Annotated in this window: 17 protein-coding genes, 2 pseudogenes and 1 riboswitch; of the genes and pseudogenes, 9 read left to right on the forward strand and 10 right to left on the reverse strand. The window is 24.6% G+C overall.

Annotated features, from left to right (window positions below):
• Positions 1 to 14: 14 nt before the first annotated feature.
• The 4 genes from srtB to JNUCC81_RS19120 all read left to right on the forward strand — a co-directional run bounded on the left by srtB (position 15) and on the right by JNUCC81_RS19120 (position 3596).
• A complete protein-coding gene (srtB, locus tag JNUCC81_RS19105) occupies positions 15 to 707 on the forward strand; it encodes a class B sortase (protein ID WP_454096497.1) in 693 nt (230 codons plus the stop codon).
• Positions 708 to 730: 23 nt separating this feature from the next.
• The gene (locus JNUCC81_RS19110; protein WP_454096498.1) at positions 731 to 973 is read left to right on the forward strand and encodes a hypothetical protein; all 243 of its coding nucleotides are present in this window, start codon (positions 731 to 733) and stop codon (positions 971 to 973) included.
• A gap of 436 nt (positions 974 to 1409) precedes the next feature.
• Positions 1410 to 3215: an ImmA/IrrE family metallo-endopeptidase gene (locus JNUCC81_RS19115; protein WP_454096499.1), complete on the forward strand. Its 1806-nt coding sequence runs from the start codon at positions 1410 to 1412 to the stop codon at positions 3213 to 3215.
• A gap of 135 nt (positions 3216 to 3350) precedes the next feature.
• Complete coding sequence (locus JNUCC81_RS19120; protein ID WP_454096500.1) at positions 3351 to 3596, forward strand: AbrB/MazE/SpoVT family DNA-binding domain-containing protein; 246 nt, start codon at positions 3351 to 3353, stop codon at positions 3594 to 3596.
• A 233-nt stretch (positions 3597 to 3829) separates the two neighbouring features.
• On the opposite strand, the gene JNUCC81_RS19125 is transcribed toward JNUCC81_RS19120, so the two are convergent.
• The 7 genes from JNUCC81_RS19125 to JNUCC81_RS19155 form a co-directional block, all read right to left on the reverse strand.
• Positions 3830 to 4024: a hypothetical protein gene (locus tag JNUCC81_RS19125; RefSeq protein ID WP_454096501.1), complete on the reverse strand. Its 195-nt coding sequence runs from the start codon at positions 4022 to 4024 to the stop codon at positions 3830 to 3832.
• Between the two features lie 47 nt (positions 4025 to 4071).
• Positions 4072 to 4575 (reverse strand): hypothetical protein, encoded by a 504-nt coding sequence (locus JNUCC81_RS19130; protein WP_454096502.1) that lies wholly within the window; start codon positions 4573 to 4575, stop codon positions 4072 to 4074.
• A gap of 12 nt (positions 4576 to 4587) precedes the next feature.
• Positions 4588 to 4678, reverse strand: a riboswitch (cyclic di-GMP riboswitch).
• A 158-nt stretch (positions 4679 to 4836) separates the two neighbouring features.
• Positions 4837 to 5916, reverse strand: a complete 1080-nt coding sequence (locus tag JNUCC81_RS19135) for a site-2 protease family protein (RefSeq protein ID WP_454096503.1) — start codon at positions 5914 to 5916, stop codon at positions 4837 to 4839.
• A gap of 132 nt (positions 5917 to 6048) precedes the next feature.
• Positions 6049 to 6660 carry an ankyrin repeat domain-containing protein gene (locus JNUCC81_RS19140; RefSeq protein WP_454096504.1) on the reverse strand — a complete coding sequence of 204 codons (612 nt, stop codon included), beginning with the start codon at positions 6658 to 6660 and terminating at the stop codon, positions 6049 to 6051.
• 269 nt (positions 6661 to 6929) lie between these two features.
• Positions 6930 to 8195, reverse strand: coding sequence for a glycosyltransferase (locus JNUCC81_RS19145; RefSeq protein ID WP_454096505.1), 1266 nt, complete (start codon positions 8193 to 8195; stop codon positions 6930 to 6932).
• Positions 8196 to 8897: 702 nt separating this feature from the next.
• The gene (locus JNUCC81_RS19150; protein WP_454096506.1) at positions 8898 to 9716 is read right to left on the reverse strand and encodes a hypothetical protein; all 819 of its coding nucleotides are present in this window, start codon (positions 9714 to 9716) and stop codon (positions 8898 to 8900) included.
• 12 nt (positions 9717 to 9728) lie between these two features.
• A complete protein-coding gene (locus tag JNUCC81_RS19155; protein WP_454096514.1) occupies positions 9729 to 10046 on the reverse strand; it encodes a PadR family transcriptional regulator in 318 nt (105 codons plus the stop codon).
• A 969-nt stretch (positions 10047 to 11015) separates the two neighbouring features.
• Here JNUCC81_RS19155 and tnpA point away from each other — a divergent pair.
• From tnpA to JNUCC81_RS19180, 5 genes and pseudogenes are all read left to right on the forward strand, one after another.
• A pseudogene (gene tnpA, locus JNUCC81_RS19160) lies at positions 11016 to 11410 on the forward strand (IS200/IS605 family transposase).
• 7 nt (positions 11411 to 11417) lie between these two features.
• Positions 11418 to 12506: pseudogene (gene tnpB, locus JNUCC81_RS19165) on the forward strand (IS200/IS605 family element RNA-guided endonuclease TnpB).
• 253 nt (positions 12507 to 12759) lie between these two features.
• On the forward strand, positions 12760 to 13026 hold the full coding sequence (locus tag JNUCC81_RS19170) for a hypothetical protein (RefSeq protein WP_454096507.1): 267 nt from the start codon (positions 12760 to 12762) through the stop codon (positions 13024 to 13026).
• Between the two features lie 478 nt (positions 13027 to 13504).
• The gene (locus JNUCC81_RS19175) at positions 13505 to 14431 is read left to right on the forward strand and encodes a ParM/StbA family protein (protein ID WP_454096508.1); all 927 of its coding nucleotides are present in this window, start codon (positions 13505 to 13507) and stop codon (positions 14429 to 14431) included.
• 13 nt (positions 14432 to 14444) lie between these two features.
• Positions 14445 to 14690, forward strand: coding sequence for a hypothetical protein (locus tag JNUCC81_RS19180; protein ID WP_454096509.1), 246 nt, complete (start codon positions 14445 to 14447; stop codon positions 14688 to 14690).
• Between the two features lie 136 nt (positions 14691 to 14826).
• On the opposite strand, the gene JNUCC81_RS19185 is transcribed toward JNUCC81_RS19180, so the two are convergent.
• The 3 genes from JNUCC81_RS19185 to JNUCC81_RS19195 form a co-directional block, all read right to left on the reverse strand.
• On the reverse strand, positions 14827 to 15237 hold the full coding sequence (locus JNUCC81_RS19185; protein ID WP_454096510.1) for a hypothetical protein: 411 nt from the start codon (positions 15235 to 15237) through the stop codon (positions 14827 to 14829).
• 222 nt (positions 15238 to 15459) lie between these two features.
• A complete protein-coding gene (locus JNUCC81_RS19190; RefSeq protein WP_454096515.1) occupies positions 15460 to 15759 on the reverse strand; it encodes a YopX family protein in 300 nt (99 codons plus the stop codon).
• A gap of 16 nt (positions 15760 to 15775) precedes the next feature.
• On the reverse strand, positions 15776 to 17053 hold the full coding sequence (locus JNUCC81_RS19195; RefSeq protein ID WP_454096511.1) for an RNA polymerase sigma factor: 1278 nt from the start codon (positions 17051 to 17053) through the stop codon (positions 15776 to 15778).
• Positions 17054 to 17073 lie beyond the last annotated feature (20 nt).

Raw genomic sequence — 17073 nt, forward strand, 5'->3', positions numbered from 1 at the left:
GTTATTAAATTAATATGAGCACATTTAGAAAGATTATTAACGTAGTTTTAATTATAGCTTTGGTAATATCATCCTATAAAATTATAACTAAAATAAACGATTATATTAAAGCTGATAAAGTCTATAAAGAAATAAAGAATATTAAAGAAAAAGAGAACAAAGGTGTTATAGATCTATCGGATATAAATAAAGATTATAGAGGATGGATTACAATAAAAAACACAAATATAGATTATCCTATTGTTCAAAGTGAAGATAATTCATATTATCTTAATAAGGATATAAATAAGAATTATTTACCTTCTGGTTCTATATTTTTAGACTTTAGAAATCAAATGTTTAATGATAAAAATACTGTTATATATGGTCATTACATGAAAAATCAAACTATGTTTGGTCAGTTAAAAAATTATAAAAAGGAAGATTTTTTTAATGAAAATAAGGTTATCTCCATCTCTACTCCAAATGGAGATAATCTTCAGTATGAGATATTCTCTGTATATGTAACAAATTCAAAAGATGACTATATAAAAACAATGTTTGAAGATGATTTAGAGTATGAAGGTTTTATTAATGATATAATTAATAAATCTATTTTTAAATCTAATACAAATATAACAACTAAAGATAAAATCTTAACTTTATCTACTTGTAGTTATGAATTTGAAAATGCAAGAATGGTAGTTCATGCAAAACTTTTAAACTAAAAAACTAAAGGATGGTGTTTAATATGTATGCAGATGTTAATGTAGAAAATGAAAAATCAGTTAGTGAATTCTTTGATTCTAAACACTCAAAAGGAATTATAGTTGAGTTAAATATTGAAGAAGATTATATAGTAATCAAAGACATGAAAACAAAAGAATTAGTAAAAGCGGAGGTTGGAACTGGACTTGCTGATGCTTTTTCAGACTTTGATTTACCAATCTTCACTTGTTATGACAAAGATACTAAAAAGACTGTAAACCCTTAGTAAACTCAACCAATTTATGGTATAATAAATACATAGGAACTTCAATTTATAGAGTGGTGTTTCCATACTAAAGAAAAAGCCTACTTCTTAACGGAAGGAGGTGAGAAGTATGGAACAAAAGATAATTGTCTTATTTATAAGTGCGATAAGCACTATATGTCTTGGTCTATTGACTAATTACATATATGACAAATTAAAAAGCCACTCTGTGCGAAAGAGTGGCTTTGAACTTGATATAAAAATCAAGTTTAAACTTAATCGAAAATAATTTCGGAAACATCACTCTACCGCTAAATAGATTGAAGTTCCTTTTTATATTTATATTATATCACATTCTAATTAAAATTAAACAAAAATATATAGTAAATCAAGCAGATAGATAATTTTTCTATCTGCTTTTTTTATGTACAAATTTTTTTAGAAAGGATATGATTTTATGGAAATAAATGCAAATTCAATTAATACTAATCTAATAGAAAAATCTCTATTAGATTTAAAAAATGAAATTATAGATATATGCACTACTGAAAATATATCTATTTCATATTTACAACCTAAAATAGATACAATAGAAGGATTAGTTAGTACCTTAGATACTATTAGTCCATTTATTGAAGATAAAGCCTTTACAAAGGAATTTACAGCGTTGAATTTAATTTCTCAAAGAATATTTAATAATCAATTTGAGTTTTTAGAAAATGAAAACTTTAGAAGTTCACAAATAGATTCTCTATATAATATGGGTTTAGATTTTAACTTAAATAGCTCTGAAACTATACAATTAGATACTTCTATTGAAAAAGATATAGTACAAGATTTTGATGTATCTAATGTTATTGAAAAAACACCCAGTAAGAGTAGTAAACATATAAATAATAACTCTGAAAAAATAAAAAAAGAATCTGAAAAATTAGTAGATGAAGCAAATTATAGGCTAGAAACGTACTTTAAAGACCCTAAATTGATGAAAGAGTATTTAGAATATATGTCTAAGTTCTATAACTACTCTGAAAGAAATTCAGCCCTTATACAAAAACAATTTGAAGGTGCTAAGGCTGTTGGATCTTTCAAGTTTTGGAGTAATCAAGGATACAAAATAAATAAAGGTGAAAAAGGTATCAAAATACTTACACCAGTTGATGTTACTTACTTTAAAGATAAAAATAATAATGAAAAACAATTGAAGTATGCTACTAAAGAAGAAAGAGAAAGTATCAAAAATAATAAAATAGAAACTTATAAAAAGAAATATTTCAAAGTTGGTTATGTATTTGATATAAGCCAAACTAATGCTCCTTTAGAAGATTTACCCAAATTATTCCCTAATAGATGGATTGAAGGAGAAGTTAAAGATTACGATAAAATGTACAAATCTCTTGAAACTATAGCTGATAAAATAGATGTCAAGATAATAGAGCCTAAGAGCGAATTAGGAGTGGTTAAGGGAGTATCTTATCCAGAAACTAAAGAAGTTGCTCTAAACCCTAGAAATAGCCAATTGCAAAACGTTAAAACCCTTATACATGAGTTAGCTCATGCAAAACTTCATACTATGGAAACAAGAAATAAATATTTTAAATCTGAAAGAGAGTATCAGGCGGAAATGATTGCATATTCGACTTGCTCCTACTTTGGGTTAGATACTAGCGATTATTCTTTAAATTATCTTGATAATTGGACTAAAAATATGGATTTAGATGATTGTATTGATATTATAAAAGAAGTTAAATCAACTACTGCTGAATATATAGAAATAATAGAAGAAACTTTAACTAATGAAAAAGATCTATCTTTATCATTAGAAAAGGAAGTTAGCAAAGATAAAGATAAAATTAAAGAAAAAGAAAAAATACCATCAAGTGATAAGGATTTAGAAAATAAATTACCGATAGAAAACCTTTATGTGAAATTTAACTCTAGTAAAACGAAAGAATTTGGAAAGGGTGATATATATGATTTTAAGACTGCAAATGAACTTGTAAGTTTATTAAGTGAAAAATATGTATCCTTAAATACTCCTATGACTACAAACTTTGAGATACATTCTAATGAGAACTGTAATAAATGTATCTATAGAGGAACTATGGATATAGGAAACGGCTTAGATTATAATTTGAAAAATCATATGTATAAGAAAGTTAAGATTGATTCTAATCTATCTGAACAAATGAAAAAATCATATCTAAAACTATTTGCTCCAAAACAAAAAGTAAATAGTAAATCAATGGATCGAGATATGTAAGACTGAATATGTTTATTAACTATACGAGAACTATCATGTCTTTAGACATGATAGTTTTGATTTAAAGATACAAGATACACTATCTATGGCATTATATAAACATATAAAACAGTAAATAAAAAATAGGAGGTATTAATGAAAGATAAAGGTATTGAGCGTAAATTAGATAGATTAGGGCGAATAATAATTCCAAAAGAAATAAGAACTAAATTGAATTTTAAAGAAAATCAATCGTTAAATATAAGCGTAGTTGATAATGCTGTTATTATAACAAAAAGTAAAAAGAGATGTTTATTTTGTTATGAATCAAAAGAATTGAAAGAATATAATGATTTTCTTATTTGTAAAGAATGTATAGAAAATATAAGTGATATAAAATAAAAAATACAAGTAATACAAATAAAAGAAGAAAAAGGTTAATTGAAATAGGAGCTATAATTGATAGCATAGAAGTTAATTCTATTGATTTAGCTAATGAGGTTTAAAAATCATTTTATTAATGCTGAAAAATCAAAGCTATGGTTAGAATAAGATTAATGAAGAAAATAAGGCTTAAACTAAGCCTTATTTTCTTCATTAATCTTATTCTACGATGTTGATATCATAGTCTTTTCTTAATTATCATTAGATTTCTTATTTGAAACTATTAATATAAATGCTACTACTAGCATCACTGGAAATATTAATAATTCCATACTAAACGGTGGTTCATTTATTAGATATGTCAACCTATACTGTTGATACACATACATACTTATTATAGTAAATACGCTTATTAATATTGACTCTTCAATATAATTTTTTTTCATATTATTACCTCTAATGTAAATTTTATTCATGTTACTACCTTTGTAATTTATTTATAAACAACATCTAAATATGTATTATGGTAGATTTTATCTACTTCATATGTAGTTTTATATACAGACCCTCCTTGGTAATGAAGAACCTTATACTTTTTAAATGTTATATCTGCTTTACCTCTTAACCTACTATATTTTGATGAATTTGCTGGAATATTTGCTGAGATAGTTTTAGTAAATCCTACACTAGTGCTAACACCTGAATAAGTATATCCAGCTGATGTTGAATATGTGTTTCCAGCCACATAGCTACTTGCTTTAACCCATGTTGGAGTTGCATATCCTGTATATACTCCATTTTTTCTTTGTGTACTTTGTAATATTCTTTGTTTATAAAAACCTACAGCTCTATCTTCTTCACCTGTACTTTGTTCTATTGTTAGTTGTTCTGATACAGGAGTTTTTTCCATTGCATATGATTTTACACCTATAGAGCTTATTAATGTAGCTGTGACCATAGTTATTCCTAATATGCTTTTTATGTTTTTATGTTTCATAAAATATCCCCCTTTGGTAACTGGCTAGCCTAGATATTTATCCTTAGCCCCTTTATTTTTAGTTTTCCGTCCCTCAATTTCTCAAGGTTTGGCTTTTCATTTGATTAACTTAATTATATATGTAAACATTTTCCTAAAACAGTCTTTTATTGTCAGAATTTTTATGCTATTCTGTATATAAGCGAGTTTATATGAGATATTTCTCCTTATAAGATTAACTATGTGTTAAATTTAAGTTTAAAGTATAGATATGAATAAGACTTAATTAAAAGCCTTATTCACATCTATAAACTCAATTATTTTTTTATTTATTTTAGTTTCCATTTCATAAACGCCTTTACACCCAATAAATAAAGGATTCATATAATTATCACTTTCTAATTCTTTTTTTCTATTTTCAATTTTTAATATATGTTCTACTCTGAATAAATCTAATTTTTCACCAGGTAAGTTAAATTTTAAATCTTTTATTTGATTATACAAATTTAAAGATTCATCAATCTTTCCTAAATATATAACATTATGTATTATACAACTTGATATCAGTGACTTAAAATATGCTTGCTCTATTTTTTCTTTTAATATAATTTTTTTATATTCAATTACTTTATCTATTATTTCATTACTATTTCTAGGTAAGCTATTTATTTCACCTATAAAATAAACTTGATATAAAATACCTAAAATAGCCGAAATATTTATAATGTTTTCTTTATTTGGAGTGCATGTTTCTAAACTTTTAAATAATCTTGATACTAAGTATTTTCTAGTTTTATTTGATACTTCTGTATTTCCTATAATGCTATATGTATACATAACTAACTCACAAAATAAAATATCTTTTTTTAGTAACTTTACATGTTTTCCATCTCCCATTAGATAACTAGGTATACTAATAATAAACATTATTGATACTGTTGTGAAAAGAAAAATATAATTCTTTGATATTATTGATATTACAATAAAAACAATCGATAATATTAAATCACTCATAGGTCCTGCCATTAAAGCTTTTTTCCATATATTTATATGATTTTCAAAATCATTATTATCTATAATCTCATTATTATCTATCTGAGCTCTACCCAAATAGAATTGTTGTAATTTATTTATTTTTATTTTCTTTATTTTTAAATTATCTAATGTAAATACTATAGGGCCTAAATATAAAACAGAAAATGTAAGTCCATTTTTCTGCGCTACTAATCCATGTGCTAGCTCATGAATAATTACATATATTAATAATTGAACTATAAATATTGGTACAATTTTTAATCCGTATATCCCTCCTGAAATACCCATTATCATCCCTCCAATTATAGGTGCTATAAATATCATCATCTTAATCCCCTCTCTTTAACTTTTGTTTGATTTATAATATCAAATATTAAATATTGTAGTCCATAAATATAACTATTACTTAAATTTAACTTTACGAACTAGTTTAATATTAATAAAAAAATATGGCTTTAATTAGCCATGTTTTTTTATTGGTTTATATATATCGTTATAAAATATATTTGATCCTTGATAATATTTTTCAATATTTTCAAGAACATCTGTGTTTATATACTTCTCTAAATATTCATATAAAGTGTAATCTGAAAATCTCTCCCCATATTTTTGTGCACATTCCAAAGCTGTTAATCCATTATCGGATTTAAATTCTAAATCAGCACCTTTTTCAATCAAATATTTCACTACCCCTAAATTATTATACCAACAAGCATTAATTAAAGTATTTCCAATAGCATTTTTATAATCTTCATTTAAAAACTTAATTAAAAATTCAAGCGTATTTATTCTTTTTAATATATATTCAAAACGTTCTTCTTTGGAATTGATTGTATGTTTCATCAATTTCACACATTCTTGCCTAATATCTGCACCATTATTTGAAATCCATTCAAGCAATTCTATATTGTTGCATGCACATACTGGGTATAATAATTTATTCCATTCTTCAGCTATCAAATTATGCTTATCATTTATTTTTTTTATATGTTTAATTACATCTTCTGTACTCTGACCTTTTTGAGGTTTATAAATATATCTTTGTAAATTAAATAACTCTTTTTCATCCATATATTACATTCTCCTTCATAAGATAAATTTAATAAAAATTATAGCAAAAGTTAACTTTAACTATCTACTTATATAACTCCCCCTTAAATTCAGATTTTAGGAATAGTTATATATATATAAGTGAACATATTGTAATTACTACATTCATTTATATTCACTCTTTTTTGTTTTTTAGTTTTTCATGAAATTTTATTTATTTAATTTAGGATATTAATATTCATCTTTACTTGTATTTTTATGTACTTTCCTTTATTTCCATTGTTTTTGCTTTAAGAAGATATTTCTATATCTTCAATTGATTTATTAATAGTATGTTTAATTTGTTTCCATTCAACTTTTTTAAATACTGCACAAAGAGATATAGGTATATATGTAAACATGAAAAATGGAAATGTAAATGTATATAAAATCTTTTTATAACCCTTACATTGTATTTTACTCCATTCTGTTACAGTTGTTAAAACACCTAATATATATAAGGAACAATATGTATAAAAGAAATATGAAAATACATAATTAATCGCTAATTTACTAGTTTGAAAATCATTAAAAATCAACGAATAAAAATACATTATAATATTAAATAAAATGGTCACGACTGATACAAGCATCATTGGAGAAATAGTCATAAACATATCATAACAAGAAAAATTTAAATTTTTAAATATAGACCTAAATAAATCATATCCATATTTAAAAAATACTTGATAAAAACCTTTAGACCATCTCATTCTTTGATTCCATGAATCTTTAAATGATGTTGGTTGCTCATCATAAAAGCAAGCTGAATTACAATATCCTATTTTTTCTCCATTTATTATACTATCTATTGTAAACTCTATATCCTCAGTAAGAAGATGATATTTCCAACCACTATTTTTATCTATTATTTCTGATGAAATTAAAAATCCAGTACCTGAAACTGCACAACTATTATTTAATAACATTCTCGCATAATTTAAATATTTAGATTCTCTAAGGAACCATAATGAGTAACCAGCTGAAATCCAATTACTATCATAATTTTTAGAATTTCTATAGCTTGTAATTATTTTATATCCATCGTTAAAAACCTTATTCATTTCGGATATATAATTTCCAGACAACAAATTATCAGCGTCAAAAATAAAATATCCATCATATTTTATTTTTTTATTTCTAAGTATTTTAAATAAAAAATCTAAAGCATATCCTTTACCAATATTATCACTATTAAATCTTTCATAAACATATGCTCCAGTTTTTCTTGCTACCTTTGCTGTATCATCAGTACAATTATCTGCTACAACGTATACATCTATTAATCTATCTGGGTAATCTTGTAAATGGACTGTATGTATGAATTCTTCAATAACATCTGATTCATTTCTTGCAGAAACAATTACTGCAAACTTATGCATTACATTATTCACATTAATTTTAGTAGTTTTATATTTTAATAAAACTATTAAAATATAGTAATATTGATAAATATATAAGACTGTAAGTAATGTAATAACTGTTAAATTTATAGTATTAAAAATATTTTGATCCATTTTACCCTCCTAGGTTAAATTTTTTATAAATTATATCAGAGTTTATATTCTAATAATCTATTTTTTCAACTAACATTAAAATTTCAGCTTAAGGTATAAGTAGAAAAAGGCTTAATTAGAAGCCTTTTTTATATCTAAATTTTAGTAAACAAAAAAGAGATTTGTAAAAAACTTAGGAATACAAGATCTCTTTTTTGTTTAGTGTAGATGTACATTTTAAACTGTGCATCTTAATAGTATCAAATTAAAGAAGTATATATTATATTTTTTAAAACTAAATATATAACTAGTACTTAAAGTAAAATTTTAAGATTTGTTATAAAATCTAGATTTTTAAAAATTGATATAATAGTGCTAATACTATTATAAAAGGGAGAGAAATAAATGCTAAATATATTAATAGGTCTTTCATTTATAGATTGTTGAAGTCGATTAAATAAAACTAAAAATCTAAAAAGATATGCATTTGATCGTCCGGAAAGAGTAAAAGATAAGGATGGATATATAAATTTATTTTTGTAGAGAAAATTGTAATTAACAAAAAAGGTACAAATTTATTCAATAAGATTGAGATATAATAATGCTCTAAAAAATTATTTAAAGATAACTAGTAAAAAAGCCCTTAGAATCCATATAAATGGATTCTAAGGGCTTTAATTTTATTTTAAATACATAATCCTTAAAGTAAAATTTTAAAACTAGTTATTTTAAACTTTTCTTATCTCTAGATTGTAAATAAGATATTAAATAAAATAGTATCAAAGATATTATCATAGCTACTAGAGATATAGTTTTACCAGGTTCTTCACTAATTGAAAAATTTATAAATTCTAATCTACTTAATATTCCTAAAGTACAAGATACTACAATGACAGGTAAAAATGAATGAAATAATTTTTCTTTTAAGCTATATATTATTCCTATGAATCCAAATGCTAAAATTATAATTATACCAATAGAGCCTGCTAGTTTAATTTCAAAGGTAGCAGGTAAAAATTGACTCATCGATACAATTAAAATTATATATAAAAAAAATAAAGCGAATATAGTTCGCGTCAACTTTTTTTCTTTATTTGAGTATATTGTATTCCCTATAATATTCAAAATAACGCATATAAATAAAAATGTAATTACTAAACCTACAAAAAATTTACCTAAATCTAAACCTTCATTAGGGTCTATTAGTTTTGGCAGCAATGTAACTAAAGTATATACTCCCATAGAACTAAAAAATAAATTAAGTTTCTCTTTAAAAGAGCTTTTATTTATATTTTTTAATATTTCATCACTGACTCCCTTTGGATCTTTTCCAAAATAATCTTTGGCTTTAATTTCTTGGTTTTGTGCTTCTATAATATCTGTTAAAATTTCAAGCAAGGATTCTTCTAGCTGTTTTTCGTCTTTAAATAAACTCTTTGATCTAATATAAACTAATATATCATCGTAAAATACTTTATTATCCTCATTTAATCTCTCTCTATATGTATTATTTAACTCTATAAGTTCTTTAACCTTTCGCATATTATACCCCCTTTATTTAATATTTAAAATATTATTTACACTACTTGATAGTATTTCCCATTGCTTCTCAAATATCTCTAGTTGTAATTTGCCTTTATCAGTAAGCTTATAGTATTTTCTCATAGGTCCTTCATCTGAACTTCTCATCTCGCCGATTATTAGTTCTTGCTTTTGAAGTTTTAATAGTAAAGGATATATTGTCCCATCTGATACTGTTGAAATTCCATATTCTTTTAATTTTAAATTCATTTCATATCCATATACTTCTTTTTGTCCTATAATTTTTAGGATACATCCTTCAAGTATACCTTTTAACATCTGAGAGGATATTGTATTTTTCAAAATAATCACTCACCTTTTTATATAACTATATTGCTTTACAATATAGTTATATATTAGCATCATATCATTAACTTGTAAAGCAATATAGTGGAAATAATTATTCTTAAAAAATAAATTTATTTGAATTTTAAGGGCTTTATATTTATAAAGTAAAATTTTAAACTAAATAATTAATTAAGGCTCATATTGGTCTAGGCTTTTCTGATGCTATTTCAGTATATGATTTACATTTATATACTTGCTATGATAAAGAAACTAAGAGAACTGTAAACCCTTAGTAAATTCAACCAATTTATGGTATAATAGATGTATAGAAACTTCAATTTATAGGGTGGTGTTTCCATACTAAAACTCTTACCAACTTCTTAAAAGGAAGGAGGTGAGAAGTATGGAACAAAAGATAATTGTCACAATTATTGGTGCTATTAGCACTATATATCTTGGTCTAGTTACCAATTACATATATGACAAATTAAAAAGCCACTCTGTGTGAAAGAGTGGCTTTGAGCTTGATATAAAAATCAAGTTCAAGAAACGTTAAACTTTTTAATTTATTTAATTAGTTTGGAAACTTCACTCTACGACTAATAAATTGAAGTTCCTTTTATATATCTATATTATATCACAATACATAAAAAATTAAACAAAAATATATAGCAAAAAAAGCAGGTAAAGAGAAGTCTTTATCTGCTTTTTTTATTTACAAGTTTTTTTAGAAAGGATATAAAAATATGAAACTAAATACTGAATTAATAGAAAAAACATTGCTTTATGCTAAAAATGAGATACTAGATATATGTACATCTGATAATTTAACCTATAATGGCGAAATTCCTCTTCCTCACCGTAGGAGGTGGAGGATGTAAGCCTAACCGATAGGTTATTTATTTTGCTTGATTTTCAAAAAATGTATTGTATTATTGAATTAGTAGTAAAAACTAAAAGGAAGTAATTACAATGAAATTAGATAGTAATAATCATTCAGTATTTTGTTACACTATCATTTAGTTATGTGTATAAAATATAGAAGAAAAGTAATAAATGATTCTGTATCAAATAGACTAAAAGATATATTTGTAGATATTACACCGAATTATGGAGTGGAGCTGCTAGAATGGAATCATGATATTGACCATGTGCACTTGTTATTCAAAGCAAATCCAAATACAGAGATATCTAAACTGCTAAATGCTTATAGATCAGCATCAAGCAGAAGAATAAAAAATGAGTTTCCAAATATTCGCAAATCCTTATGTCAAGAATACTTTTGGAGCAAGAGTTATTGTCTAGTAACAACTGGTGTAGCTCCATTGGATGTTGTAAAACAATACATAGAAAATCAAGGAAAGTAGGGTTAATATGCTAAGAGCATATAAATATAGATTATATCCAAATAGTGAACAAAAAGTATATTTTGCTAAAACTTTTGGATGTAGCAGACTTATATATAATCTTATGTTATCCGATAGGATTAAAGTATATGAGGAAAACAAAGGTTTAGATATTAAGAAAATAAAATATCCTACACCTGCACAGTACAAAAAGGAATATGAGTTCCTAAAAGAAGTTGATAGTTTAGCGCTAGCAAATGAACAAATGAATTTAGATAAAGCCTACAAAAACTTTTTTAGAGATAAATCAGTAGGTTTTCCTAAATTCAAATCTAAGAAAATAAACTATCATAGTTATACTACTAACAACCAAAAAGGTACTGTAAGGATTGAAAATGGGTATATAAAACTACCTAAACTAAAATCAATGGTTAGGATAAAACAACATAGGATATTTGATGGAGAAATAAAGAGTTGTACTATATCGAGAACACCAAGTAATAGATATTATATTTCTATATTAGTAGAAACTGAAATAGAGAAACTAAAAACTATTGATAAGAAAATAGGTGTAGATGTTGGATTGAAAGAATTTGCAGTATGTAGTGATGGATTTAGAGTAGATAATCCTAAATACTTTAGAAAATCAGAAAAAAGATTAGCTAAACTACAAAAAGACTTATCAAGAAAACAAAAAGGAAGTAATAATAGATATAAGGCAAGATTGAAGGTAGCAAGGTTACATCAAAAGATATCAGATCAAAGAGCAGATTTCCTAAATAAGTTATCAACTAAACTTATAAACGAAAACTAAGTTATAGTTATTGAGGACTTAAAGGTAAAGAATATGGTAGAAAATCATAAGTTAGCGAAAGCTATAATCGAAGCAAGTTGGTCAGAATTTAGAAGAATGTTAGAATATAAAGCCAATTGGTATGGTAGAGAAATAATAGTAGCCGATAAGAATTTTGCATCTAGTCAATTATGTTCTGAATGTGGATATAAAAATCCAATAGTGAAAAACCTAGGACTAAGAAAATGGGAATGTCCAGAGTGTGGAGCATCCCACGATAGAGATATCAATGCAAGTATCAATCTCGTAAACTTAGCCATATAAAATGGTAATCATAAGGGTTAGGAACTAGCCCAATAGCTTGGAGATACTGATAACAGTAGTTATCTTGACCAAGAAGCCACCACTTCAAACGTTACCGTAGGTAGTTAAAAGTGGATGGTAGTTCACTCTTCCTGGTGAAAATTTAGATTTATTCAGAATAGAGCATCTATTAAAAATTAAAAATAGAAAAAAAGAATTAGAAAGTGATAAATATATGAATCCTTTATTCATCGGGTGTAAAGGGGTTTATAGGATGGATACCAAAATAAATAAAAAAATAATCGATTTTATAGATAAAAAAAGGCTTGTAATTAAGCCTTTTTTTCTATTAATTATAATAAAAAGCATCAAACAAATTGAACTTGCACTGATATATATTAATAAAGAATCATCTCCTGTTTTAGGGTTCACATTTCATTTGTCAATAACACTTATATCTTCCTTTAGATTAAATCCTCCTTTTTCACCAGTACTAGATACTGCATCAAATTTAGTTGAGTATAATTCATTAAAATTCTAATTATTATTTTAGAGAATCTCTAACAAGTAGATATAAAGAGCTTGAAAATGGAAGTGTTAGTTTTCGTTGATATATTGTTAATAAACTATTTTATATAAAAAATCAAATTAACAATATTTAAACAATATCTTAATTAGATTTCTAAAACAATAAAAAAACATCAGTTGCAATATTGTTAAGAAGTTGTTATTTGATATATTATAAGTCAAAAAATAATAATGATAAATCATCAACATCTTAACTAAAATTCAGTAGAATGAATTTATAAGTTGTAAAATAGTTAATATATTGTTGATTAATCATTAAGAATTAAAATAACATCAATAATATACCAACTATATATTAATTAATTCATTATAAACATATAAAACTAGTTTAAAATTCGTTGACATATTAACTAATGTAAATTAGAATATAAATAAGTTAATAAGAAAATAACCAGATAATAACTATATAAGAAGAAAAGGCGGAGTTAAATATGGAAAATGTTCAAGAAATAGGTTTTGACTGTGGTCGTGGATATGTAAAAGCATATAGTGAGGTGGACGGAGTCGTTCATGAAACTATATTTAAATCAGTTATAGGTGATGGTAGAGACATGGATTTATCAGATTATGTCAGAACTGGTATGGAAAAGCCAAGATATATAGAGTTTGAAAATGAAAGATATTTCATAGGATTACTTGCTGAAAAAGAATCTCAATCACCGATAAGAAATGCTAAAGATAGCAAAGTAACTAATACAGTTAGGGTATTATTAGCATCTGCTTTAAGTGAAATAGCCGTAAAGAGTAAAGTTAAAATAATGATTGGTGTACCATACAAAAATTACCGTAAATCTGTACTTAAAGAAGTAATAGAAACTTATAAAGGATCTATATTTAAAGTTAAAGATAAAATAACAGGTGCAACAAAAGAGATTCAAATATTAGATGTTTCTATATTTAGAGAAGGTGATGCAGCCTTATATCATGCTATAAAAGGGACTGTAAATGATGAAAAGCCTGTTGGCTTAGTTGCGGTTGGATTTAGATCTACTGAGTTATCTTATTTTGATAAAGGCTTTACTTTTAATGATAAGAGATCTACTACTATAGAATTCGGAAATAGAACTCTACTTACAAGAGTTCAAGATGATTTAGTAGCAGATGGAATAATGAAAGATGTAAATGAAATAGATTCTTCTACAGATTATAATGATTTAAAACTAAAAGCGTATAAATTAGGATCTGAGAACCTAGCACAAAGAGTTGAAGATATATGGATTAATAAAAGTGAAATGGATTTATACGTTGCTGGTGGAACGGCTTTAAACCTTGAATTCGACGAAGAGTTTACTTTATTAGAAGATGCACAAATGGCTACTGCTAAAGGTTTATTTGAAGTGGCGCAAAGAAAATTCTAAGGAGGTAATATAATTGGCTAAAAAATCAAGCACAATTCATATTGAAGAATGTTTCTGGAAACTTATAGATAAATATCAAACAGATAATAAAATTACGAGTAGAAATAGTGCTATCGAATATATATTAACAGAGTATAAAGCATTACAAGGCATTAAGTTATCATCAGAATTTGAATTAGAAACTAACTTGCAAGAAGATAATGTTAATGATCCAATGATAGAAAGGTTGAAACAAATAGAGAGTGACATGATGGATTAGTAATTAATAAAAAGAATATTTTTGTATATCGTATTTACTAAAGAAACATAATCAAAAATATCCTATTTGCAAGGCGTAAATTCACTAAGCTAGAGACCTAGTGGATTTACGCCTTAAATTTTAAATTTTCTAGAAATTAATATCCTTTATAATACAATGTAGTTGAAAGATTATAACTAATATCTTCTAATCGTGGTTTTATCATTTCTATCTTATATCTTTGAGATATTAAATTCTTATTTTTTAATGATTTGTATATACAAGTATCAGATTTTTTTAAGTATTTCGCTACATCTGATATTTTAAAATAAATTTTCGAACTTTGTTTATGTAAGTCTGTCACCTTAATTGTATTGTTAGTTCTTGTTTCTATAAATTCTAATACTTTATTCTCAAATTCTAAATATTCTTTATCATTTTTAAACTTTATACTTCCTTCTAATGATACTTTTATATACCATTCTAAATCATCTCCCCAAATCATCCCCTCTTGTAATAAATCATTAGCTATAATTGATGCCATAGAAATACTATAATTATTTAACATACTATACACTCTCCAAAATTTTAATATATTTATTAAGATTATTTTTTACAAAAAAAGTTCATTTTCTACATATTTTTTACATTTTTTTATTTAGAGTAGCTGATAGAGTTTATATATTTAGCTATGAGATGAATTGGAATAAACATTTTTGATATCTGTTATAAAATAAAAAGTGATATAACTAGTTAAGTTATATCACTTTTTATTTTATAAATTTAAATTTTAATCATTTTCTTTTAGTATATTATAGTTATATATTAAATCTTTTAATTCAACTAAATATTCATCTTTTATTTGTAGAGCCATGAATTTTTTATTAATATATAATACTTTATAAAATAAATAATTCGATTCATTATAAATATGTTTAATTATATCCCCTTCAAATATTTTTTTACTATTACTGTCTGAAAAACCAGTATATAAACATAAAGTACTACCTTTTATAATTGTATTTTCAGGGATTTTATTATAAACCCATAAATCAGTTAATAAACATCTTACTTTAAATTCTTTAATCACTATTCTCAAACCCTAACTATATGTATTTTTTTGAAATTAAATATACTCTTTTATTTCCGGCATAATCACTTAAAACTAGCTGTAAATTGCTATTAGGAATATTAAGTATTATTTCATCATTATCAATATTTTTTTCTTTTATTTCCAAAATATTTCCTTTTGAATCCTTAATTTCTATATTATCATAATCTATTTGAGATAAATTGTCCTCTAGTGTAATTACTATTTCTTTATCATTATATTTGAACTTACTAATTTTAGGAGCCACTTTATCTACGAAGTTTATATTCATGTTTTTACATATCTCTTTATTTGTATATGAAATCAGATGTATCTTATAATCACCATTATTTTTTATATTTATTGAAAATATATTTTTTTCTAATTTATTCAATTTCATTTTATTATTGTTTTGATCTGTAATATAAATGTCTTTTAGAAATAGATACTGATCGACATATATTTTTACATCTATATCAGAATTTATATATTTGGCATTTTCAATTCCATAATCTATGCTTTTAATACTTGGATTTATATTAACTAAAAGTAAAAAAGGTATTGCTATTGAAAAAGATCCAGCTAGTAAAATTTTCTTGAATAAACTTGTCCTTTCTAACTTTTGTTTATAATTATATTTCAATATTCCTTTAGAAATATCAGAATTTATTAAGTTTTTATTGTAATAATCATCTAATATAACATGAATATTCGGTATAAATAAAATTCCATATAGCTTTTTATCATACAGAGATCTTAATTTTTTCTTTGCATAGTGTAATCCACTTTTAACTGTACCAACAGGAATATTCATAATAGAGGATATTTCATCATTTTTTAATCCTGAATAATATTTCAACAAAATTAGTGTTTTATGAGTATCTGATAACTTGTCTATTAATGAAATAATATAATTTGTTTTTTCATTTGCCTCATATTTACTTTCTGGATTTATACATGTATCTAAATCTTTTATATTTTCAAGATTTTCATCATAATTAGTACTAAATATATGTTTTTTTTCTTTATTTAGTTCATTTATGCATTTATTGTATGCTATTTTATTTATCCATGCTATAAATAATTTTGGATTTTCTAGCGTATGTATCTTTTCTTTTATAGTTAAAAATACATCTTGAACTATATCTTCTGATAAATCAACATCTTTAACAATACTTAGAGAGAATATATAAATTTTTTTATGAGTGAGAATATAAAGTTTTTCAAATGCATCTGAATCCCCAGATTGAACTTTTTTTACTAATTTTGCTAACTTAATATAATCAAATTTCATAATTTACCCTTTTCTTATAA

Source organism: Faecalimicrobium sp. JNUCC 81, from assembly GCF_053667625.1.